The organism is Pseudoalteromonas distincta, assembly GCF_000814675.1.
GTDB classification, from domain to species: Bacteria; Pseudomonadota; Gammaproteobacteria; order Enterobacterales; family Alteromonadaceae; genus Pseudoalteromonas; species Pseudoalteromonas distincta.
This window is the reverse complement of sequence record NZ_JWIG01000023.1, coordinates 52,464-74,658: the sequence shown is the minus strand read 5'-3', so window position 1 is coordinate 74,658 and position 22,195 is coordinate 52,464. Positions and strand designations below refer to the sequence as shown.

Below are 22,195 nucleotides of genomic sequence, written 5' to 3'. Positions count from 1 at the left end.
CCCTAATATATGTGTTACCTAACACATTCGTATTGATTTTAAATAAAATGCCCAGCAAAGCTGGGCATTTTATCATTCATTATAAGCGCTATTTAAAGCTACTCATCAACGAGTTGTTCACTTCTGTAAAAACCACTTGGCTCACTTAACAAATCAACAAGTTCAGGCATTATTGCATCCATTGTTTGCTTTAGCTTCCATGGAGGGTTAATTACAATCATGCCCGATGCTGTCATGCCGTGTACGTCAGTATCCGCTTCAGTGCCTAATTCAAATAACTGAATGTTGCGCATTCCTGAATCAATTAAGCCCTGCTCCATATTATCAATGCGCTCTCTGTCTACTACCGGATACCAAATCATGTAAGTACCTGTAGCAAAACGCTGGTGAGCTTTAACTAAAGTTTTTACAACCGTTTCGTAGTCATCTTTAATTTCGTACGGTGGGTCAATTAACACACACGCTCTGCGAGATGCTGGTGGTAATAAACCAACTAAACCGGTAAAACCATCCTCTCCACGTACACGAATAGAGCGCTTACCTTGCATGTTTTCTTCAAGTAATAATAAATCGCGCGGGTGCAGTTCAAAAAACCAGCCCTTATCTTGGCGGCGTAAGTAATGCTCTGCAATTTTTGGTGAACCTGGATAAAATGCAAGTTCGTCAGTGTCGTTAAATGACTTAATTAATTCAATGTACTCATTAAGCGCTGCATGCTCACTTTTATGTTGCCAAAGTTTTTCAATACCATCTTGATACTCTTGCGTTTTTTGCGCATCAGCAGCTGCCAGTTCAAAAAAGCCAGCACCTGAATGCGTGTCTATATAATCAAGCGGTTTATCTTTAATTGTTTGATAATTTAGTACTTGTGCCAGTACTAAATGTTTAAGTACATCGGCAGGATTACCCGCATGAAATGAGTGTCTGTAACTAAGCATTATTTATTTTCGCCATACGCAATTTAATATCGTAAGTGAACCATAAGCACTAGGCTTTGGCAACTTACACCAAGATAAGAGAGTGTTAAAGTGAACCATTTCTGAATGAAAAAGCTCATATGCTGAATTATCCCTTAACGCAGAAGAAAAATCAGCTAAAACCACCGTAAATGCTGGCAAATCAACACACTTTGCTTTACATTTGCATGACATTAATTACAGTTATATGAGCGCCTTTATGAACAACACTACTCTTCAACAACTCGAACAACTGATCGATTCTTTAATCGAACGTAATAATCAATTACAAACAGATGTTGCTACTTTAAAAGAACAGAACACTAAACTAAGCGATGAAAACGAATTACTACAGCTTGAAGCTTTAGAAAATGAAGAAAAGCAAAAAGATGCCAGCACTACTTTATCTGGTCTTCTTGATAAATTACAAAGCGCACAACAGGCTAGCTAATGTCTGAGCTGCAAAACCAGCGGGTCACTGTTGAGTTGCTAGGTAAAGAGCAGCAATTTGCTTGCCCCGAAGGGCAGGAAGATGCATTAATAGCAGCAGCTAAAAATCTAAATGACTTAGTTGAGCAAATGAAACAACGCTCAACCGTTAGAAACGATCAAAAAGCCCTACTAATGGCAGCATTAAACTTAAGCCACGAATTGCTAGAAGCAAAAACACAGGCTACAGTTGAACAACAGCATCAAGACCAATTGATTGATAAACTCAGTCAGCATTTGGCAAATGACCCCAAACACCAAAAATAAAAAGCGCATACTGCGCTTTTTGTTTATTATTAAAGTAATTAAACCTCAGCGTAGAGATAATAAATGAAGTTAAAACTTTCAAACATAACCTCTTCATGTAAGCACTTACTATTGGCATGCACTTTATTATCAATAGCACCTAACACCTACGCTGCCGTTACTTGGAATACAATAAACCCTCATGTTCAGTTTTTAAAGCAACAAGACAAGCTTCGTTTTTACGACTCTAACCAAGTATTAATTGAAGGCGAAAAATGTGCCCTACTGGTTGATACGAGTGCCAATTTTGCTGCAGTTGAACAACTTGCTGAAGATTTAAAAAAACGCCTGAAAACACCTTTATGCTATTTGGTTGCCACGCATTACCATGACGATCACTTGCTAGGTATGGCGGTTATGCAAGATTTTTATCCTGATGCCAAGCTCGTTGTTCATCAGCAAGTAAATAAAAATTTTAGCCTTTACCAAACAGCATATACCGACAAACTAGACACCTATGAAAAGAGCATTGAGCTGAGCTACCAACGATTAGCGAATGTCCCTAAAGAAGAGCAAGCTAAATGGCGTGATAAGTTAAAGCTTGCAAAAAAGCGACTTTTTCGCTGGCAGGAGTATCAGCTTAGCAAACCCGAAATAGTCATTAATAGTCGTAAAGTTATCGACCTTGGTGGTTTTGAGGTAACGCTTGAGCCGCAGCAAGCCCATACTAACGGTGATTTAACTATTACTACTAATAATGGCAGTGTGCTGATTGGTGGCGATATCGTTGACTGGCTTCCTTACCCTGGACACGGTGAACTTAAAAGTTGGCAAACGTTGCTTAAGCAATATATTAACGATGAAAAGCTCGCTATTATTATACCTGGTCACGGCGGCACATTAACAAAAGAGCAGCTGAAACAGCCGCTATCATTTTTAACAGCCATAACGGAGCATGTTAAAAACAATAAAGATCAAAGTATTGAGCAGTTAATGCTGTCGTTTCCTGAATCAGTTATTGAGCCTTATCAACAAGAAGCGCTTAATATAAAATCGAGTAACTTTTTTTTACAAGCAGGCCTAAATCGTGTAAAAAGCGCAGAATAACTCAACACAACGGATTGTGTTAAAATAATAAAAGGAATTTACAAAAGTGATCACTATGCGCAGTTTGGTTTTATGTTGTTTGGGTATTTTGTTATTTGGTTGTCAATCAACGGAGCAAGAACCACAAGAAGCTCCACAAATATTTACTCATTTTGAGCCTGACTATACTTATGATATTGACGATGAAGTAGCTCAAACGCCTCAAGTTAATGAGCCAGTTACGCCACTTCAATTCAAAAAAACAATCGTAAAAAAGCGCCCACCAAAAACCACCGATCTGTGGGTGCATATAGCCAATAATCTACACTTTACGATTTATCAAAATCGCGCTTTAAAAAAGCGTATCAGCTGGTATGCAAAGCAACCTAACTACTTACAAACGGTGAGCAAACGCGCAGCGCCTTACCTGTATCACATCGTAAAAAAAATTGAGCAAAAGCAATTACCTATGGAGCTCGCATTACTACCATTTGTAGAAAGCGATTTTAGACCAACAATAGCCTCATCACAGCAAGCTGTTGGTGTTTGGCAGTTAGTTGGCGCAACGGCGCATCACTTTGGTGTTAAGTCAGACCAATGGTATGACGGGCGCCAAGACGTACTTGCTTCAACCGATGCTGCACTTGATTACTTAAGTTACTTACATAAACGCTTTGATGGTAATTGGCTACATGCTTTGGCCGCTTATAATAGTGGTGAAGGCCGTGTTAAACGCGCAATAGAAAAAAATAAAAAACGCGGTAAAAGCACCGATTACTGGTCGCTCAGCCTGCCAAAAGAAACCGCTGATTATGTACCCAAATTACTCGCTTTAAGCTATTTAGTTAAACACCCACAAAAGGGCATTAAACGCCCAAAGCTTGCATATAAACCATTTACAACACAGATGAACATAGGCCAGCAGTTCGACTTTTCAGTCATTGCCAAGCTCTCTGGTATAGGTTCAAAGCAGTTACATGCTATTAATCAGGGATATTTAAAAAATCAAAGCTCACCTAACGGGCCGCATACTTTACTGCTGCCTATAGGGCAAGAAGCATTATTAAAAAGTCAGTTCTTCAAATCAAACTTTGCTGGAGAGTACATCGTTAAACAAAACGATACGCTTTACAGTATCGCCAGGCGTTTTAGTATGTCTGTAAAAGCTTTAAAACAACTTAATAATAAAAATAATAATTTAATAGGTGTTGGAGAAAAGTTATTAGTTGGACAACCTAAAACTCTGCCAAGCACATTAACTGTTGATTACAAAATCAGCCCTTATTTAGAACACCAAGAGATTGCGATTCCCACCATTGAAATAGATTACGAAGTTAAGTCAGGCGATAGCCTTTGGAGTATAAGTCAGCTTTATGATGTACCTCATAGCGACTTAGCAAAATGGAACAAACTCTCTGCATCAAGTATTTTAAAGCCTGGCACTCAATTAGTACTGTTTATACCACAGGCTGAAAAGCAAAAAGCAGCACCAATAAAAAAAGATTTACTGCTAGATTTACAAAAAACACTAAATCAGCCACGTTAAGTTTATAAACAAGTATATTTCGCGTAAAATTGCGCCCTAACATAGTTATTATTTGAAGAGACAAGCATGCAAATTAGCAAAAATTCAGCAGTTGAATTTCATTACACCCTTAGCGAAGCGGGCGAACAAATTGAAAGTAGCACAAACGAAGCGCCACTTACTTACATTCATGGCAGCGAAGGCATGCTTCCTGGTTTAGAAAAAGCACTTGAAGGTAAAGAAGCCGGCGAAAAATTTAGTGTAACGCTAGAGCCAAGTGAATCGTACGGCGAGCGTGTTGATGATTTAATTCAACGTATTCCGCTTAAGCACCTACAAGGCGACGTTAAAGTATGGAAACCAGGTATGACAGCAATGGTTAGCTCTAACCAAGGTCGTCATCAGGTTACTATTGTTAAGGTTGGTCGTTTTAACGCAGATTGTGATTTAAACCACCCATTTGCGGGCAAAACACTAACGTTTGACGTTGAAGTTGTATCTGTACGTGAAGCGACGAGTGAAGAAGTTTCTCACGGACATGTGCACGCTGAAGGCGGCTGCGGTCACTCTCACTAGTTAGCAATAAAGGAAGTAAGTATGTCTAAAGTTGCAGTAGTTACAGGTGGTACAAAAGGAATTGGTCTAGCCGTTGTAAAGCGTTTGCTAAGTAATGGCTATAAAGTACATAACCTTGATATAGAGCCAAGCGAAACTGGTATATTTCATCAGTGTGATGTAAGTGATGTACCGGCGGTACAAAGCTGCATCAACGCTATCTGTGAACAAAGTAAACGTATTGATGTACTTGTTTCTAATGCTGGAAAACACTTAAGCGCAAATATAGAAAGCACCGACGAGCAAACTCTCGATGCACTTTTTGCGCTTAATGTTAAAGGCGCCTATGCCGCAGTACAAAGCGTATTGCCAAGCATGAAAGCGCAAAATAGCGGCGCTATTATATTAGTCGCATCCGATCAAGCAATTATAGGTAAGCAAAACTCTTTTGCGTATAACCTAACAAAACATGCCCTTGCCTCAATGGCCAAAACAACGGCGCTTGATTACGCGAGCTTTAATATTAGAGTAAATGCGGTATGCCCTGGCACAATAGAAACCCCGCTATTTCATAACGCGATAGATGCGTACTGCGCAAAAAGTGGCGCAAACAAAGCTGAAATAGTTGCCGAGGAAGCAAGTCTTCAACCGCTTAACCGATTAGGTCAAGCCGATGAGGTTGCTGCCCTTGTGAGCTTTTTAGCAAGTGACGATGCCAGCTTTATTACTGGCAGCCTACAAAGTATTGACGGTGGTTACACTGCCCAATGAGCATGCAAATTATTGACCCTCATGTGCATTTTTTTAATCTTGCCGAGGGGCAATATACTTGGCTACAAGGCGAAAACCCACCAGCATGGCCTAACCTAGAAAAAATCAAACAACCAATAAGTGCAGAGCAACTTGTTAAAAGTACTGATTTTGAACTTGCGGGTATTGTGCACATTGAGGCTGGGTTTGATAATCAATCACCTATAAACGAGTTAAACTGGCTAAGCTCGCATTTAAAAAACCTTTCATTTAAGGCTATTAGTTACAACCAAATTGATGCGCCCGCAGAGCAATTTAATCACGCGCTAAATGCACTGGCTCATTCAAGCCTTTGTGGTATAAGAGATATAACCGAAGACGATGATGCAGTGAGACTAAAAAGCCCTCATTGTATTAATAACCTTAATTTATTGGCTACAAATAAACTGCATTTTGAAGCTCAATTTGATATTGAAAATAGCGAAATAACCAATCAAATAGCTTACTACGCTAAGCAGCTACCGCAGCTTCAAATTATAATTAATCATGCAGGACTGCCAAGTAATTTAAATGACTGGCAACAAGGTGCTGAGTTACTTGCTCAGCACGACAACATAGCAATTAAATTCTCTGGTTTTGAATTACTACAACTTACCAGTGAGCAACAAGCAGCGTGTTTTAATATTCTTTTTAATCACTTTGGCCAGCAGCGTATTATGTTTGCAAGCAACTTTCCTGTGTGCCAAATAAATACAAGCTACAACACTCTATGGCACTGCCATAAGGCGTTATGCTCAAACGATAAGACATGGCATAACCTTAGCTATGCAAACGCTAAGCACTACTACCAAGTTTAAGTAAAACTAGTTATATTAAACTCTCTTTTTATAATAATACGGCCAATTTATGAAAATGTACTTTTTACTAATCGTTGTATTTTCTGCGTTTTTTCTCAATGGCTGCATATCTCAAAATCCAGATCCGACACCTAAGCTGCAACATGCTCTACTGTCAAAGCCAAATAAAACAGCCGTTAGCAAAGCAATTAAAACACTTGTACATATACAAGAAACTCAATTAGCTGATAATGTATTTACTACCAGCAGCACAGTAACCCTTAGCAATGTGGATGGTAATAATATTATCGACACGCAAAGTCGCAATACACCCGATCAGTTTGAATTGATGATTAAAGGCAAGCAATGCTATATACGCCACCTTGATAGTAAAGCCACTATTGAGCTTAAAGACGTAGAATGTAGAATTAACGAGTTATAACAAGCTAAAACTTTACCAAACAAGTAAAAGCCGGTAAGTGACTAATCACTTACCGGCTTTTTAATGCATGTCCTAAAGTTAGGTTAAAAGACTATTATTTTATTTCTACGCGTTGAGAACGCATAACAATCTCATCATTTAATTCAATACCCAACCCTGGCTCTTCTGACACTTCAAAGAAACCATTTTTAGGTTGTGGGTCTTGTAAACATAACTCGCGGTTCCACTTTTTAATCGCATAAGTGTGGTGCTCATGAATCAAAAAGTTAGGGATAGCCGTTTCTAAGTGCAGTGATGCTGCTGTTGCAACAGGCCCGCCACATACGTGAGCTTGAATACGCACATCAAAGATATCTGCGTAATCACATACTTTTTTAGTTTCGGTAAAGCCACCACATAAACCAATATCAGGTTGCAGAACATCAATACTTTGATCTTCTAAGTACGGGCGCACACCCCAGCGATTATACAAACGTTCACCACCAGCAATTGGCACATTAACTTTATCTGCTACTTTTGCATGCAATGAATGGTTTAAATAGTTAACTGGCTCTTCAAAGTACATACAGTCAAATTCTTCTGCAATTTCACCCAACTGAATGGCTGTTGTCACGCCAGGTAAACTGTGGCATTCAAAAATAATGTCTACTTCGTCGCCTACTGCTTCGCGAATAGCTTGCATGCGCGCACGGTATAACTTCATTTCAGTACGTGAAATTATTTTTGTACGATCGTAATAAGTATTGCCGTCTTTATCGTACTGAATTGGATCTACTTTTACTGCATCGTAACCTTCGGCCATCGCCTTTAAAGCCGCTTCTGCATATTCTTGCGGTTGTACTAGCGCTTTAAATTCGCTATCCCAGTCAAACTGTAATTGCGATGCGTAAGTGCGTAGTTTGTCGTTAACTTTACCGCCTAATAACTGGTATACAGGTAAACCAAGCGCTTTACCTTTTATATCCCAAAGTGCGGTATCAATTGCGCTCATTGCAGCATATACAACAGGTCCGCCGCCTAAACCCCAAAAGCTCTCACGTAACATACGAGACCATAGTTTTTCTGTTTGAAATGGGTCGTGGCCGATTAAAAAGGCGTCGGCCATTTCTTTAATCATAGCCGCTGCAGCACTGTGACCTAAATCGTATGCAAGGCCGGCTTCGCCAACACCACTAATACCTTCGTCAGTATGAATTCGTACAAACACAGGTGTCCAAGAAGGTCTATCAGGACAGTGAATATCAAATACTTCAACGCGATTTACTTTCATTAAAATTCCTTATTAACCGCTATGGGTTATTTTGCAAAACTAGGGTCAAGTCGATACGCTTTACGTAACATTGCAGGCCACGCAAGTTGCCCGCCGGTGCTGCCACTGTGTACTACGTTTGCTTGATTATAAATATTGTCGATTATAGGTTGCGGTACTTCAATCACCTCTTGCGAGCTTGATTGTAGCGCTAGTTGAATTTCACACGCTCGCTGTAAATCATAAAAGCGCATAAACGCATCGCCTACCGTTGGACCTACTGTTAAGCCACCATGATTTACCAATAACATATGGTTAGTGCTGCCCAAATCATCTTGCAGCACTTTTCGCTCGTCGTCGTTTACTGCAAGCCCTTCGTAGCCATGATAAGAAAGCGATGGCAGTGAAAACATTGAATATTGGCTAAGCGGTAATAAACCATTTTTTTGTGTAGCGACTGCGATTGTTTCTTTGGTATGAAGGTGAATAACACAATGAGCGTCTTCGCGTACCTCGTGAATCGCACTGTGAATAGTAAATCCAGCTGGATTAATACTAAATGGCGTATCGTCAATAATGTTGCCGTCTAAGTCGACCTTTACTAAATTAGAGGCAGTTACTTCATCAAAGGTTAAACCAAACGCATTCACTAAGTAGTGGTCGGTGCCAGGCAAACGTGCTGATAAATGCGTATAGATTAAATCCCCCCAACGAAAGTGCTCTACCAGTCTATAACACGCGGCTAAATCAACACGAAGTTGCCACTCTTGTGCTGATACTTTATTTTTTAAATCGAGTTGGGGTAAATCAAACATAATGAGCCTTTTAAAAACGTACATTATTAACCTGTACGAACAGATGTTTAGAAGTCTAAAGCAGTCTCTATTTTATAGCAAACACCAAACAAAACAGCCACACTATTGTGTGGCTGTTTGTAAAACTAAAATACCAATTGCATTAAAATGGTATAACTGCGTAAATTATTTTACGTTAGCTAGGTAATCTGCAATTGCTTCAAACTCTTCATCAGTTACCGTTGCAACCATTGCTTTCATTGCCATGGTCATACCGTTATTACGTGCACCTGACTTAATATCTTTCATTTGCGCTACTAAGTAGTCTTTGTTTTGACCGTTTAGTTTAGGGTACATACCCATAATTGGTGCTTTACCTTCAGCGCCATGACAAGTTTGACAATTCTTAGCGGTATAAAGTGCAGCGCCATCGGCAGCAGCTGCATTAAACGAGAAGCTTGCGGCTAAAGTAATACCCGCGCCTAATAGTAGTGTTTTCATCTTGCTCATTGTATTTACTCTTCTTTTTTGACGGTTAGAAAAACTGTTCTATTGATTGTAGTAAACAATCAAATAAAAAGCATACGTACGAAACGACGCTAGACGATCAACTTAACCAAAAACCGCTAACTCGTTTCCATCTCACTTCTATATACTTTAGCAAATAAAAATGAGCTTACCCTTAATAACTATTACCACACTATATCATCTGGTACTTCAAAGTCTGCGTATGGGTCATCTTCATCTTTTGGTTTGTTTTCTGGCTCTACATGAAAAACAATATACTTTTCGTCAACTTCAGCCACTTTGCGTGCTGGTTCGTCGTCTAATACGTAAAATTGCCCTTCGAGTACACAAATAGCTAAACGACCGCCCGATAACGCTTTTTGCGTTTTCTCGTTCACGTCGATATTTTTTACTTTGTTTTGATAAGTAAAATTAAATGTGCGCTCACCACGAATAGCGTCTTGGTTGTGGTGCTCTAAAATTTGTTTAACACGCGCTTCTTGTTCGCGCTGCTTTAAGCTCACTTGGCGTGTTTGGTTAAGCTCTTCAGCTTTTTTTTGCTGCTCTAGCTTGGTTTGTTGAATATGCTTTTGCAGATCACTTGGGTTGCTAGTAGCCCCTTTCTTTTGCTTTTTTTGTTGCTTACGCTTTTCTGATTTAGCAACTTTAGCATTATGCGATGTTGTTAATCCTGCTTGAAGCAATTGGTCTTGTAATGAACCCATGACTTTGTTCCACTAAAAACTAATATTATCGCTATTTTAATCACCAACGAGTTCAAATAACAGCGCTATCGACATTAATCTAGCAAACTAGTTAAAACAAACCATGATATAGCGCAATGGCTATGGTTTTAATTATGAATTAAAAGCAATTTTTAATACAATACCAGACAACCAATCAGCAAATGCACAAGCCATATAATGCGTTTACCTCATCTACTCGTTTGCTCGGTATTTATATTTTTTGTGCTTTATGCACCGCAACCCCTACTTAGCCTTTTTGCGAGCGAATTTAATGTAGCACCTGCGGTAGCTGGCAGCTTAATGACTGCAACTATGCTGCCCTTAGCCATTGCCCCGCTCGTGTATGGTTTATTTTTAGCAAAAATAAATCCACTACTCATACTACGTATTGCAATGGTACTTTTAGGCCTTAGCTGCTTACTTTTTATTTATGTACCTAGCTTTGAGCTTTTATTATTAGTCAGATTTTTACAAGGTTTAACGCTCCCCGCAGCTTTAACAGCAATGACTAGCTATATAGGCATGAGTTATAGCGCCGATACACTTCAAAAAAATATGACCCTATATATTGGTAGCAGTATAGTTGGTGGTTACTTTGGACGTGTGCTTGCCGCTTTGTTTAGCGACTTATGGAATTGGCAGAGCTTTTATTACGTAATTGCTTTTATGCTTATTTGCTTAGCTTTGACAATTAAGCATTCTCGCTTTACAAACCCAGCTACACAGTCGCAACTCTCCCCACTCGATTACATTAAACAACTTAAAGAAGGCGCTGTACTTAAAGTTTACGGCGCCGTTTTTTGTATGTTCTTTTGTTTCGCTGCACTACTTAATTACTTACCGTTTATATTACAAAACACGTTTTTAATTACCAATACTCGTGACATAGGTTTAGTTTACAGTGGTTATTTAATTGGTGCCCTCGCCTCTATTGCTGCACCTTGGTTACTTAAAAAAGTCCCTTCGCCTTGGCATTTATTAACTGCGGTATTTAGTTTTTATAGTGTGAGTATTATTTTATTAATGAGCCATCAGCTTAGCTTATTTTTAATCGCATTTACTTTGTTTTGTGGTGCTATGTTTGTGATTCATTCAACTGCCGCACCGCTCGTTAATAAAATCAGTAAAGCCCCACCAAGTGTAACCAATGGCGGATATGTATCGTTTTATTACAGTGGCGGTGCATTGGGGTCGTTATTACCCGGTGTGGTATACCAACATCATGGGCAAACAGCGTTTATGTTTACGCTGCTCGCGGTTTGTTTATGCGGTTTATCGTTAATTATGTGGGCTTATTTTGAGGGTAAAAATACAACGCGCGGTTGATGCTTTGTGTGATTAAAAAATATTTCTAAGTCAGCTTTGCTAAGCAACCATGTTTGGGTATTTTCAAATGGATGACAATGGAACAAATCGCCACCCCAAATATCTTGGTCGACCCATAAGCTCACTTCGTTTTGCTTATCATTTAAAAGAGTCAGCATAGATACACACCCAGGAGCCACTTTTAAATACGTTGCTAAGCGTTCACTCGATGCAAACCCTAAACGCGAAAGCCCTTGTTGCTTTGATAGTGCCTTTAAATCGAGTTGCTTATTGTGCGCTGTAATAACTAAAAAGTGTCGCTTGCCTTCGTTATCGCGTAAAAATAGGTTTTTAAGACGAGTACCTGGGCGCTCAATCATAAACTCATCTGCCGCTAAGCTAGTATGTAGCGGCGGATGCTCTATTACATCGTAATTAATATCTAGGTGCGCCAAAAGCTCTGCTAACTTAGTTTTATCAGCCAACATATTACAAACAACGCCCTCTTAGTTGTACACTCAAATCTCGCCATAAAACATCATTAACTTCATGCTTATTGTCGCAATACTTACGATCTTTTAGCTCCTGATTTAATAATTCAACTGCTTGGTCTTCTAGCTGTAACTTCAGAATGCTCGATTCTTCAAAATGCTCTTTCTCTATATACTGCTTAACCTCACCACGACTTGGTCTCTTATTAGGACCACGGTCAATGTTAAAGTTTTCACGATGCTTAGCTTTTACCGAAACAACATAAGCAAAAAGCTTATTACCTTGCTCATCTTGCTTTTCGTGAAACTGTTTATTATTTATTTCAAAAGGCGGCTCATCATTTGAGGCACAGCCAGCGAGTAAAACCATAAGCGCTAGAACACATTTTTTCATTGTTTTTTATCGTTTTAGTTTTGAATTAAGCCGAGTCTAACAAAAATTGACGTAAACAGTGAAAATTTACGAAAAAATACTTGACCAAATTTATAAAAAAACTTAAAGTTCGTCCCGCTTGGAACTCAGCAGTCAAGCAGTTACATTATATGTAACTTAGGAATGTGGGGCTATAGCTCAGCTGGGAGAGCGCCTGCCTTGCACGCAGGAGGTCAGCAGTTCGATCCTGCTTAGCTCCACCACTTTCCTACTCCTTTTCAAATTCGTTCTACTCTTCTACTCTTCTATTTTTCCATTGTTTTTATTATTTTTTGACACCCTAATATTCTAATTTTTCATTCTATATAATTTTAAATCTATCCATTCAACTTGTGTCTTTACAAGTTCTTAGCTATACATAATGTCATATATTAGTACTTTAGGCTTAACATGGACAACCCTAAGCGTTCAACGCTAAAAAAGCTAGCTGCAATAGGTTTAACAGCTGGTGCAATAACACATGCGCCTTATGTTTTTGCCCGAAAAAAAGTCACATTAAGAGTGCTTGGTACGCATGTAACACTCCAAGAGGCTATCCGCAAGCAAGCGATGAGTGACTTGGGTATTAATATAGAATTTACTCCCGCAGGCAGCGCTGCTGTTTTGCAAAAGGCATCAATGGACCCTAGCTCCTTTGATTTATACGAACAATGGTCAGACAGCATTAATGTGCTTTGGGATGCAGGTTCCATTCAGCCAATAGAAAAAAAACGACTCACCTACTTTAACGAGATAAATCCACTTACTAAAACGGGAAAACTAACCGAAACTGCAAGTATTGGTGCAGGTGATGCCCCCTATAAATTATTAAATGTTCAACCCGATGGCACATTAAGCGCACAAGAAAGCGATCATCTTAGCTTTTTACCTTATGTGCATAATGTTGACTCTTTTGGTTACAACACCGACTTTATTAAGCCCGGTATAGCATACGAAACAGAAAGCTGGAGTTGGCTGCTTAATGACGAGAACAGAGGTAAAGTAGCTATTGTAAATGCGCCTACCATTGGATTATTTGACCTAGCCCTAGCAGCACAAAGTAAAGGGCTTATAAAGTTTAACGATATAGGTGCAATGACCCGTTCAGAACTTGATAGATTGTTTAGTATATTACTCGATTTTAAACGCCAAGGTCACTTTAGTGGCTATTGGAACTCGGTTCCTGAGTCGATTGAATTTATGAAAAGTAAACGAGCCCACATAGAAAGTATGTTTTCGCCTGCAGTTTCTGCATTAAACAGCCAAAATATTAATGTACGATTTGCCGCGCCAAAAGAAGGCTACCGAGGCTGGCATGGTGTTATGTGTTTATCGTCACAAATACAAAGTAGCGCAAAAGATGCTGCGTACGATTATATGAATTGGTGGCTTTCAGGCTGGCCTGGTGCATTTATTGCTCGCCAAGGTTATTACATTAGTAACCCGCAGCGCTCTAAACTACTCCTATCTCCGCCGGAATGGGATTACTGGTACGGTGGAAAAGCAACAAACATAGATTTATTAAATACCAATGGCGATGTAGCAGTAAAAGCAGGTGGGCAACGTAATGGCGGTAGTTACCATAAGCGCTTTAGTAATGTAGCAGTGTGGAATACAGTTATGCCAACCTATGACTACAGCCTGCAAAAATGGTATGAGTTGATTAGCCGATAATGATAATAAACTCAATTAAATCAAAAATAATATTAGCTCTGTGTTCGCTGATTGGATTACTTCTTTTACAGAGCTATTTGTTTAACTATTCGCAAACGTCTTTACTTAACTTGCAAAAATCGCAGCATAACGCACTTATTCAAAGTGAAGCTGTAACTAACTTAGAAAACGATATTATCTCCCTGCAAGCCCATGCTGTCTCATTTATTGACAATGCTAATGAAAATACGATTACCAAATTTAATTTTTATTTAAATAAGGCAAACTTAAATCTTGAGCAGCTAAAAACAAACACTCTAAACCTGACCCCTGAGTATCAAAATTCACTAATACGCCTTGGCGAATATTTAAATAATTACCAAGATACATTTGGCCAAGTTGTCATAAACAGACAAAAACGCGAACACCTTTACACCACTCAGTTCAAAAAACCTATTGATGACTTACAAGTAACAATTATTGATTTAGAAGAGTCTTCAAACAATGACAATAAAGTTATTTTTAACGATGTTTTACTCACAATAAGTAATTTAAAGCACGCTGCTGTAAGCTACCTTTATAAGCCTAACTTTGATGAAGCGCAAAATGTAAAACAAAACCTAGATTACTTACATAAAAAACTAACGAGTACGTCTGTAATAAATGAGTCCCTCTCCAATAAAGCAATAAGCTTAAAACAAGCTTATAACAAACTTGTATTGCTTACCCGCAGCTACACTTTTTCTGTAAATGTAGTGCTAACAGGCATAGAAAACGAATTGCTGTATTTAACTAATGAAATTAAAAATATAGAAAAAAATAAACTAACCGAAACAGAAGAGCTACTAAGTAGCCACTTAACAAAAAATACAGAACAGGCAAATATATTTGCCGTTTTAATTATGTTAATCATTTTATTATTAAGCTATTTTATTTTTAGATCGGTTATAAAACCGATTACCCAGCTCACTTTATTACTTAAAGATATGAATAGCGAAAAGCCAGTAATTATTTCAAATACCAGCCAAAATCAAACTGAAATAGCATCGGTAATAAAAGCAGCCAACGCTTTATATTTAAAAAATAAGCAAACCAAAGAGCTACTCAATGAAACCCGCGTATTAAATTCCCAAATGGAAGCAATGAATGCCGACTTGACGAGCGCTATGGAGCAAACCGATAAAGCCAATAAAACAAAAATAGATTTTGTAGCCAATATGAGTCATGAACTTCGCACTCCAATGAATGGCATATTAGGTATGTTGCAGCTTTTACAAAGCAGTGAGCTTCCCTCAAGGCAAAAACATTATGCAGATAAAGCTTTTTCAAGTGCTCAAAATTTGTTGCAGATTTTAAATAATATTCTGGATTTTTCTAAACTAGAATCGGAAAAAGTCCAGTTAGAGCAAATCCCTTTTACCTTACATACTATTGTTTCTAACGTTCAAAATTTATTCTCAACAAATGCCAAGCAAAAAGGCTTGCTACTAAATTTTACTTTACACGTTGATGCAGGACTTGAACTTATTGGCGACCCAATGCACTTAAGCCAAATAATAAATAACTGTGTAGGTAACGCAATTAAGTTTACTGAGCATGGTGAAATATCATTAATTATAGAAGCGACATCTCAACACGAAAAAACAATAAACCTTCGCTTTAGTATAAAAGACACGGGTATTGGGATGACTGAAGAGCAATCAAAAATTATATTCCAGTCTTTCTCGCAAGGCGACTCAAGCACAACAAGAAAGTATGGTGGGACCGGTTTAGGACTCACTATAAGCAAACAATTAACTAAATTGCTAGGCGGAGATATACAAGTAAGGAGCACGATTAATCAAGGTAGCGAGTTTTTCTTTACTCTACCCTTTACTTTATCTGAGCAACAAAAGCTTAAAAAACACGCCTTATTAATTAGCCCCGATAATGAGCAAATTAAAAAATTAATGGACTTGCTAAGTGGTATAGACATAACGACAGAAACAACAAAAGAACCATTAAGAGCCATTGCAAAAATGTCTCAGCCTAGTAGCCCATTTAGTATTGTAATATTGTCGGTAGAAAAAAAAGAGCTCAACGATAACTTTATTTTACAACAACTGTATGCTCAAAATAAAAACGGTAATGAAAAATTGACACTTATTTTATTAATTACCGATGAAGAGTCTCCAGAACCAATTGCAAAAAATGAAAATATAAACATTATAATTATTGGTAATAAAAATAGTGAAGTAGAAATTTTAAGAGCACTCGCACCAAATAATTTTAAAGAAAAGCAATTAAAGCCCCATCCTAAATTCTCAGATTTTAATGCATTAGTTGTTGACGACAATAAAATTAATCAAGAAATAGCTTCCGCTCTTTTAGCCAGATTAGATATGACCGTGATCATTGCTGATAATGGACATGATGCATTAGATAAAGTAGAGACAAATGACATCGATATTATTTTTATGGATGTTCAAATGCCAGTTATGGATGGGCTTGAAGCAACAAACATATTAAGAGAGCGAGGCTATAAAACTCCCATAATTGCCATTACGGCAGCCGCAGATCCTAATGATAAAAAAGCAGCGTTTAGAGCGGGTATGGATGGTTTCTTAGTAAAACCGATTATTTTTGATGCACTTTACGAAAGTATAGAAAAGCATCTGCAAAGTAGTGAACCTCTGAGCACTATAAATCGGCCTTTAGCAAAGGAAAACCTAGAAAACAATGACGAATTGTTAAGCAAATTATTTACACAGTTTGTAAACGATTACAATGACTTTTCGATTAAAGCTGATATATTAATCAAAAATGGAGAGTTAGAAGGCTTAATTCGACTAGTACACACACTCAAAGGGCTGACCGGCACATTAGGCTTGGAGCTACTACAACAAAGCGCGCAAAGTGTTGAGAAAAGCTTAATAGATAATAAAAGTATTAACTTATCTCATTTTAACGAACAATTAACACTTACACTTGTTGCCGTAAAACAATTTTTGATAGCTGATAACTTTAAAAAAGAACATATACAGCTACATCAACTAGAAAACGAAGACTCGGTTATCGATAATATATACTCATTAGCACTAACGGCTCGCCCCGTACCTAGCAGTTTGGTTAGACAGCTAGAAATGAATCAATATGAGAGAGGCCACTCTCTATTTAAGCTCAAAGAAGCAATTGATCATTTTAACTACGCGCTAGTAATAGAGCTGATTGATAAATATAGAAACGATAATAAAAATTAGGCATAACCACTAACCTGAACTAGATTTAATATTGCAAAGAACGCAAAGAAGGATAGATAGTGCATTCAAATTATCTCGCAAACAGTAATGGATTAACTACAGAGAAAAAGCATAAACCTTTAATTCTTATTGTTGATGACGAACCTAGTAATTTACACGTATTAGTTGAAGGACTTTTAACTGACTACGATGTACGTATTTCTACTAGTGGCGAACAAGCATTAGTATTTGTTGAGTCAACTCGGCCTGACTTGATTTTATTAGACATAATGATGCCCGGCATGGACGGCTACGAAGTATGTAATATACTCAAAGCGAAACAAAATACCAAAGGGATCCCTGTCATATTTGTAACAGCGCTTACAGAAGAAGAGTCTGAAGAAAAAGGCTTTGCTATGGGCGCAATTGATTACATACATAAGCCTTATAAACTAGCTCTAGTTAGAGCGCGTATACGTACACACATTACAGCGCAAGGCATGCTAGACAGGTTAATAGAAAAAAACTTTGATCTGCACGACAAGCTACTCGAAATAGAATCGCTAATACAAGAGCTAAGCCAGCGTGAAGAAGAGCTAAAAGAACTCTCATCAAAACAAAAGTTATTTTACCAAGCCCTAACGGGAACCGCCGATGGTGTTGTTATTACCGATAGTAATGGCAAAATTATAGCCGTAAACCCTTCATTTTGCCGTATAACCGGTTACTGTGAATCAGACTCACTGCAAATGCAGTTGCACGATATTAAACAAAATAACCATCCTAGTATTAGCTTTGACCAAGTCTGGGAACATGCGAATCAAGCAGGCTATTGGAGTGGTGAGCTTGTAACCAGACGAAAAAATGGCGAACTTTATCCAGAGCTACTAACTCTCAGTATGGTTAAAGGCGATCAAGATACTAACGTGCACTATATTGGTGTATTTAGTGATATTTCGAATGTTAAAGTAACCCAAGAAAGAATTGACTACCTAACATGGCATGATGAACTTACAGGTTTACCAAACCGAAATGGTTTTTTAAAACAGTTAGAGCAGCAACTTCAGGTTTGCAGTACCGAAAATAGTTATGCCTATATTTATATTATTGACATAGACAGCTTCCACTCAATAAATGATGGATTAGGCCTACTCGCTGGCGACAGTATCCTTAAAGAATTAACTAAACGAATCCATACTCACGTGAATAAAAAAGATGTTATTGCTCGCTTAGGTAGTGATGAATTTGCAGTACTATGTACAGTTGAAAAAGGCGTTGGCAGGATTAGAGCTCAAGCTATGGCTGAAAATAAAGCCCAAGAGCTACTTATAGGTATAAACCATCCATTTAAAGTGGATGAGCAAGAGGTTAGCTTAACGGTCAGTATTGGTACGTATATTTTTCCACGAGAAGATCAATGGGAAAGCGCTATTGAGACTATTCGTAACTGTGAAGCGGCCTGTTACAAAGCAAAAGAGAAAGGCGGCAATAGAGTTACCTTTTTTGATACTTCATTTGGCGAGCAAGCAAAACGCCGTTTTGAAATAGAACAAGATTTACGTAAAGCTATTTCTAATAATGAGCTATCGCTATATTTACAATCCCAATTTGATCGAAACCAAACCCTTAAGGGCGCTGAGGTTTTATTAAGATGGGAGCACCCTCAAAAAGGCTTTATAAGCCCTGGTGAGTTTATATCTATAGCGGAAGAGTCAGACATAATTTATGATTTAGATTGCTGGGTAACTTCAAATGCACTTGAAATACTAACGCAACTTAGTAAAACCAACCCTGAGTTAAACTTATCAATTAATATAAGTGGCAGGCACTTTCATGAAGCGCGTTTTTTAAACTTTATTAGCCAACAGATAAAGCAACATAACATTAATCCTCAACAACTCACTATTGAGATAATTGAAGGTACATTGCTTAATCATATGGAAGCAGCTATTGAAGCTGTTCACTTTCTCAAGAAACTAGGTATTAGAGTATCAATTGATGACTTTGGTACTGGATATTCGAGCTTAACCTACCTAAAACAATTACCAATACAAGAACTTAAAATTGATCGTTCTTTTGTGTTAGAGGCGCCTACCGATAACAACGATAAACTAATTATTGATATGATTGTAAGCTTAGGTCGTTTATTTGAACTCGAGATAGTTGCTGAAGGCGTAGAGAACCAGTCCCACTTTGATTTACTACAGGAGTATCCTGAGGTTATTCTGCAAGGCTATTATTTGCATAGACCAGAACCTGCAAGAGATTGGTTTAAAAAGTTAAAGTAACTGTAGCGTGATTTATAAACTAAAAAGCCGAGCATGAATATGCTCGGCTTTTTATGGACTTAATTTTTGCGGTTACTCGCGAACTTGGCCAACTCCATTAACTAAATACTTTTCTGTCGTTAGTGACTCGAGGCCCATAGGACCGTATGCATGTAGCTTGGATGTCGCTATTCCAATCTCTGCGCCTAGGCCCAATTGTGAGCCATCAGAAAAACGAGACGATGCGTTAACCATTACTACAGAAGCATCAACACTACGTTGGAATAACTCTGCAGCAGCTTCATTTTTAGTACAAATTACTTCTGTATGGTTTGAACCAAACTGTGCAATGTGTTCAACCGCTGCCGTAAAGTTTGGTACAACGCGAATAGCGATTTCTAGGTCTAGATATTCTTCACCAAATTCGTTATCAGCTAGGACTGTTGCGTTATCAAAGTATTTAGCTGCAAAGCTGTCAGCATTTATTTTTACACCTTCTTGGCGTAATACAACTGCACACAAATTTAAAAACTCATCTGCCACATCTTGATGCACAACTAAACCTTCTAGTGCATTACAAACACCGGTACGCTGGGTTTTACCGTTAAGCAGTAAGTTAAGCGCAATTTCTAGGTCGGCATCTTTATCTACATATAGATGACAAACGCCTTTGTAATGCTGAATTACTGGGATCGTACTGTTTTCAGTAACAAAGTTAATTAAACCCTCGCCGCCGCGTGGAATGATTAAATCAATGCTTTCGCGTTGCTGCATCAGTTCCATTAACAGCGCACGGTCTGGGTCTGGAATCACTGAAATAAGTGATACCGGTAAGTTGTGCTTCTCAAGTACGCTGTGCATTACACTTGCGATAGCTTGTGAACTTCTAAGTGCTTCTTTGCCGCCACGTAAAATTACGCCATTACCTGATTTAAAACATAGTGCACCAGCGTCTGCTGTCACATTCGGACGTGCTTCGTAAATCATACATACAACGCCAAGAGGTACTCGCATTTTGCGAATTTTAATACCATTTGGGCGCTCAGTAATATCACGCAGCTGACCAACAGGATCATCAAGGCTTACGATTACTTCAATACCTTCTGCCATTGATTCAATACGCTCATCGTTTAACGTTAAGCGGTCGATCATTGAGGCTGCTAAGTTATTGTCGCGTGCTGCGCTTAAATCACTTTCATTTTCTTTTATTATAAATGCTTTTTGCTCTCTTAGTGCCGCTGCCATTTCAACTAATACTTGGTTTTTAGTCTCGGTATCGAGTAAAGCAAGTGTATGTGCAGCTTTAGCTGCCTGACGTGAAATGTCCGTAATTAAACTCATGACTTCTCCAATAATGCGATATGTTTTTCAGATATAACTGGTCCAATTGAATCCTGCATTTTTTCGCTGAATTCACTCTGTTCGTTGTCTGCAATAAAGTTTAACAAACAGCTACTATAATTTGCGGTCGCTTTAGCTAAACGCGTACCGTCTTCACTTCGTACTAAAATGGTATCACCCACGGCAAATTCACCGTGAACTTCCATGATTTCGTCACCACGAATACATCCACTTTCACCTTCAAGAGATTCATCAAATGATCCATCAACAACAACTTCACCTTGCTCATTTGCTGTATGTGTCATCCAATGAATAGAGTCCTGCATCGGTTTTTCGTACGGTAAAAATACACTACCTGGGTTTTCCCCAGCTAGCAGTTTTGTAAATGTTTCTTCTTTAAAGCCATTTATAATATAAGTCGCTATACCATGTGACGTTGCTTTTTCTGCCGCTTCTATTTTTGTTTTCATACCACCAGTACCTACCGCACTTGTAGCACATCCTGCCATAGCATAAATAGATTCATCAATTGATTTTATTTCAGGCAGTAACACCGCATCGTCATGTAAGTTAGGGTTTTTATCATATAACCCATCTACGTCTGAGAATATTAATAAAGCATCGGCATCGGCAGCTGCTGCGACCATTGCTGATAAGTTATCGTTGTCTCCTACCCGTAAATCGTCGGTGGTTACGGCATCGTTTTCATTAATGATAGGAAGTACACCATGTTCAAGTAAAGTGAACACGGTTTCACGAATGCTCTGGTAACGCTCGCGGTCTCGTAAATCGCCATGCGTTAATAATAGCTGTGCAGATGGAAAGTCAAAAAAGCGGTCCCACATGGCAATCATTTCTGTTTGACCTGCTGCCGCCATTGCTTTTTTCATTACCACAGAGCGTGGTTTGTCTGATGGGAATAAATGCGCACCAGCCGCTACAGAACCCGATGATACTAAAATCACCTCGATTCCACGGGCACGACAACGAACAATGAACTGTGCGATGGTTAATATGTAACGCGAACGGCAGCCATCTTGATCTGGTGCAATTAATGCACTGCCTACTTTAAGTACGATACGTCGCCAATTTAACTTTTGCATAAATGCTCAACTTTCCATTTTATCTGCGCTCACCTTAATTAGACGAGCTAAAACTAAGTAGCTAGGTTTAAAACATAGCTTCGAATTTGTCTTTCATTTAGGCAACACTTTTTTTACACACACGCGAAAACCATATCTAAAACAATAAGCTTAGATTTAAGGTTAAGTATAAAGTAGCAACAACCCAATAATATTGAGCAGCACTAATCAAAAAATTTAAAAGT

21 protein-coding genes and 1 tRNA gene are annotated in these 22,195 nt (G+C 38.4%); 13 read left to right on the top strand and 9 right to left on the bottom strand.

The features are described 5' to 3' along the window. Positions 1-98 precede the first annotated feature (98 nt). On the bottom strand, positions 99-938 hold the full coding sequence (locus tag QT16_RS15040) for a 23S rRNA (adenine(2030)-N(6))-methyltransferase RlmJ (protein ID WP_039489052.1): 840 nt from the start codon (positions 936-938) through the stop codon (positions 99-101). A 238-nt stretch (positions 939-1,176) separates the two neighbouring features. On the opposite strand from QT16_RS15040, the gene QT16_RS15035 reads away from it, so the two are divergent. The 8 genes from QT16_RS15035 to QT16_RS15000 all read left to right on the top strand — a co-directional run bounded on the left by QT16_RS15035 (position 1,177) and on the right by QT16_RS15000 (position 6,885). Next, positions 1,177-1,407 carry a cell division protein ZapB gene (locus QT16_RS15035; RefSeq protein ID WP_002957855.1) on the top strand — a complete coding sequence of 77 codons (231 nt, stop codon included), beginning with the start codon at positions 1,177-1,179 and terminating at the stop codon, positions 1,405-1,407. Continuing rightward, entirely contained in the window at positions 1,407-1,712 is a 306-nt protein-coding gene (locus QT16_RS15030) for a cell division protein ZapA (protein ID WP_002957856.1), read from the top strand. The genes QT16_RS15035 and QT16_RS15030 overlap by 1 nt, the downstream gene beginning before the upstream one ends. 63 nt (positions 1,713-1,775) lie before the next feature. Then, complete coding sequence (locus QT16_RS15025; RefSeq protein WP_039489049.1) at positions 1,776-2,798, top strand: MBL fold metallo-hydrolase; 1,023 nt, start codon at positions 1,776-1,778, stop codon at positions 2,796-2,798. A 55-nt stretch (positions 2,799-2,853) separates the two neighbouring features. After that, positions 2,854-4,323 carry a LysM peptidoglycan-binding domain-containing protein gene (locus QT16_RS15020; protein ID WP_039489047.1) on the top strand — a complete coding sequence of 490 codons (1,470 nt, stop codon included), beginning with the start codon at positions 2,854-2,856 and terminating at the stop codon, positions 4,321-4,323. A gap of 66 nt (positions 4,324-4,389) precedes the next feature. Further along, complete coding sequence (locus QT16_RS15015) at positions 4,390-4,878, top strand: FKBP-type peptidyl-prolyl cis-trans isomerase (protein ID WP_002957860.1); 489 nt, start codon at positions 4,390-4,392, stop codon at positions 4,876-4,878. 21 nt (positions 4,879-4,899) lie between these two features. Continuing rightward, complete coding sequence (locus tag QT16_RS15010) at positions 4,900-5,628, top strand: SDR family NAD(P)-dependent oxidoreductase (RefSeq protein WP_039489044.1); 729 nt, start codon at positions 4,900-4,902, stop codon at positions 5,626-5,628. Then, entirely contained in the window at positions 5,625-6,464 is an 840-nt protein-coding gene (locus tag QT16_RS15005) for an amidohydrolase family protein (RefSeq protein WP_039489042.1), read from the top strand. Before QT16_RS15010 ends, QT16_RS15005 begins: the two co-directional genes overlap by 4 nt. A gap of 49 nt (positions 6,465-6,513) precedes the next feature. Further along, positions 6,514-6,885, top strand: a complete 372-nt coding sequence (locus QT16_RS15000) for a hypothetical protein (protein ID WP_039489041.1) — start codon at positions 6,514-6,516, stop codon at positions 6,883-6,885. A 94-nt stretch (positions 6,886-6,979) separates the two neighbouring features. On the opposite strand, the gene QT16_RS14995 is transcribed toward QT16_RS15000, so the two are convergent. The 4 genes from QT16_RS14995 to QT16_RS14980 form a co-directional block, all read right to left on the bottom strand. Beyond that, positions 6,980-8,155: a mandelate racemase/muconate lactonizing enzyme family protein gene (locus QT16_RS14995; RefSeq protein ID WP_007375956.1), complete on the bottom strand. Its 1,176-nt coding sequence runs from the start codon at positions 8,153-8,155 to the stop codon at positions 6,980-6,982. Between the two features lie 26 nt (positions 8,156-8,181). Next, positions 8,182-8,949, bottom strand: coding sequence for a class II aldolase/adducin family protein (locus QT16_RS14990; RefSeq protein WP_010554363.1), 768 nt, complete (start codon positions 8,947-8,949; stop codon positions 8,182-8,184). 165 nt (positions 8,950-9,114) lie between these two features. Further along, complete coding sequence (locus QT16_RS14985) at positions 9,115-9,438, bottom strand: c-type cytochrome (RefSeq protein WP_002957866.1); 324 nt, start codon at positions 9,436-9,438, stop codon at positions 9,115-9,117. A 182-nt stretch (positions 9,439-9,620) separates the two neighbouring features. Then, positions 9,621-10,160, bottom strand: coding sequence for a DUF2058 domain-containing protein (locus QT16_RS14980; RefSeq protein ID WP_002957867.1), 540 nt, complete (start codon positions 10,158-10,160; stop codon positions 9,621-9,623). 198 nt (positions 10,161-10,358) lie between these two features. On the opposite strand from QT16_RS14980, the gene QT16_RS14975 reads away from it, so the two are divergent. Continuing rightward, positions 10,359-11,507: an MFS transporter gene (locus tag QT16_RS14975; protein ID WP_039489038.1), complete on the top strand. Its 1,149-nt coding sequence runs from the start codon at positions 10,359-10,361 to the stop codon at positions 11,505-11,507. On the opposite strand, the gene QT16_RS14970 is transcribed toward QT16_RS14975, so the two are convergent. Both QT16_RS14970 and QT16_RS14965 read right to left on the bottom strand, forming a co-directional pair. Next, positions 11,474-11,974, bottom strand: coding sequence for a prolyl-tRNA synthetase associated domain-containing protein (locus tag QT16_RS14970; protein ID WP_039489036.1), 501 nt, complete (start codon positions 11,972-11,974; stop codon positions 11,474-11,476). The two genes, QT16_RS14975 and QT16_RS14970, sit on opposite strands and share 34 nt — an antisense overlap. Position 11,975: 1 nt before the next feature. Beyond that, positions 11,976-12,371: a putative periplasmic lipoprotein gene (locus QT16_RS14965; RefSeq protein ID WP_039489034.1), complete on the bottom strand. Its 396-nt coding sequence runs from the start codon at positions 12,369-12,371 to the stop codon at positions 11,976-11,978. A 166-nt stretch (positions 12,372-12,537) separates the two neighbouring features. On the opposite strand from QT16_RS14965, the gene QT16_RS14960 reads away from it, so the two are divergent. From QT16_RS14960 to QT16_RS14945, 4 genes are all read left to right on the top strand, one after another. Continuing rightward, positions 12,538-12,613: transfer RNA gene (locus QT16_RS14960), tRNA-Ala, on the top strand. Between the two features lie 187 nt (positions 12,614-12,800). Next, a complete protein-coding gene (locus QT16_RS14955) occupies positions 12,801-14,063 on the top strand; it encodes an ABC transporter substrate-binding protein (RefSeq protein WP_039489032.1) in 1,263 nt (420 codons plus the stop codon). Beyond that, entirely contained in the window at positions 14,063-17,281 is a 3,219-nt protein-coding gene (locus QT16_RS14950) for an ATP-binding protein (protein ID WP_039489030.1), read from the top strand. The genes QT16_RS14955 and QT16_RS14950 overlap by 1 nt, the downstream gene beginning before the upstream one ends. A 59-nt stretch (positions 17,282-17,340) precedes the next feature. Then, the gene (locus QT16_RS14945) at positions 17,341-19,548 is read left to right on the top strand and encodes a two-component system response regulator (protein WP_039489028.1); all 2,208 of its coding nucleotides are present in this window, start codon (positions 17,341-17,343) and stop codon (positions 19,546-19,548) included. A gap of 72 nt (positions 19,549-19,620) precedes the next feature. Here QT16_RS14945 and QT16_RS14940 read toward each other — a convergent pair whose 3' ends face one another. Together QT16_RS14940 and proB are read right to left on the bottom strand one after the other, a co-directional pair. Beyond that, positions 19,621-20,868 carry a glutamate-5-semialdehyde dehydrogenase gene (locus QT16_RS14940; protein WP_039489026.1) on the bottom strand — a complete coding sequence of 416 codons (1,248 nt, stop codon included), beginning with the start codon at positions 20,866-20,868 and terminating at the stop codon, positions 19,621-19,623. After that, entirely contained in the window at positions 20,865-21,971 is a 1,107-nt protein-coding gene (gene proB, locus QT16_RS14935; RefSeq protein ID WP_002957876.1) for a glutamate 5-kinase, read from the bottom strand. The genes QT16_RS14940 and proB overlap by 4 nt, the downstream gene beginning before the upstream one ends. Between the last annotated feature and the right edge of the window lie 224 nt (positions 21,972-22,195).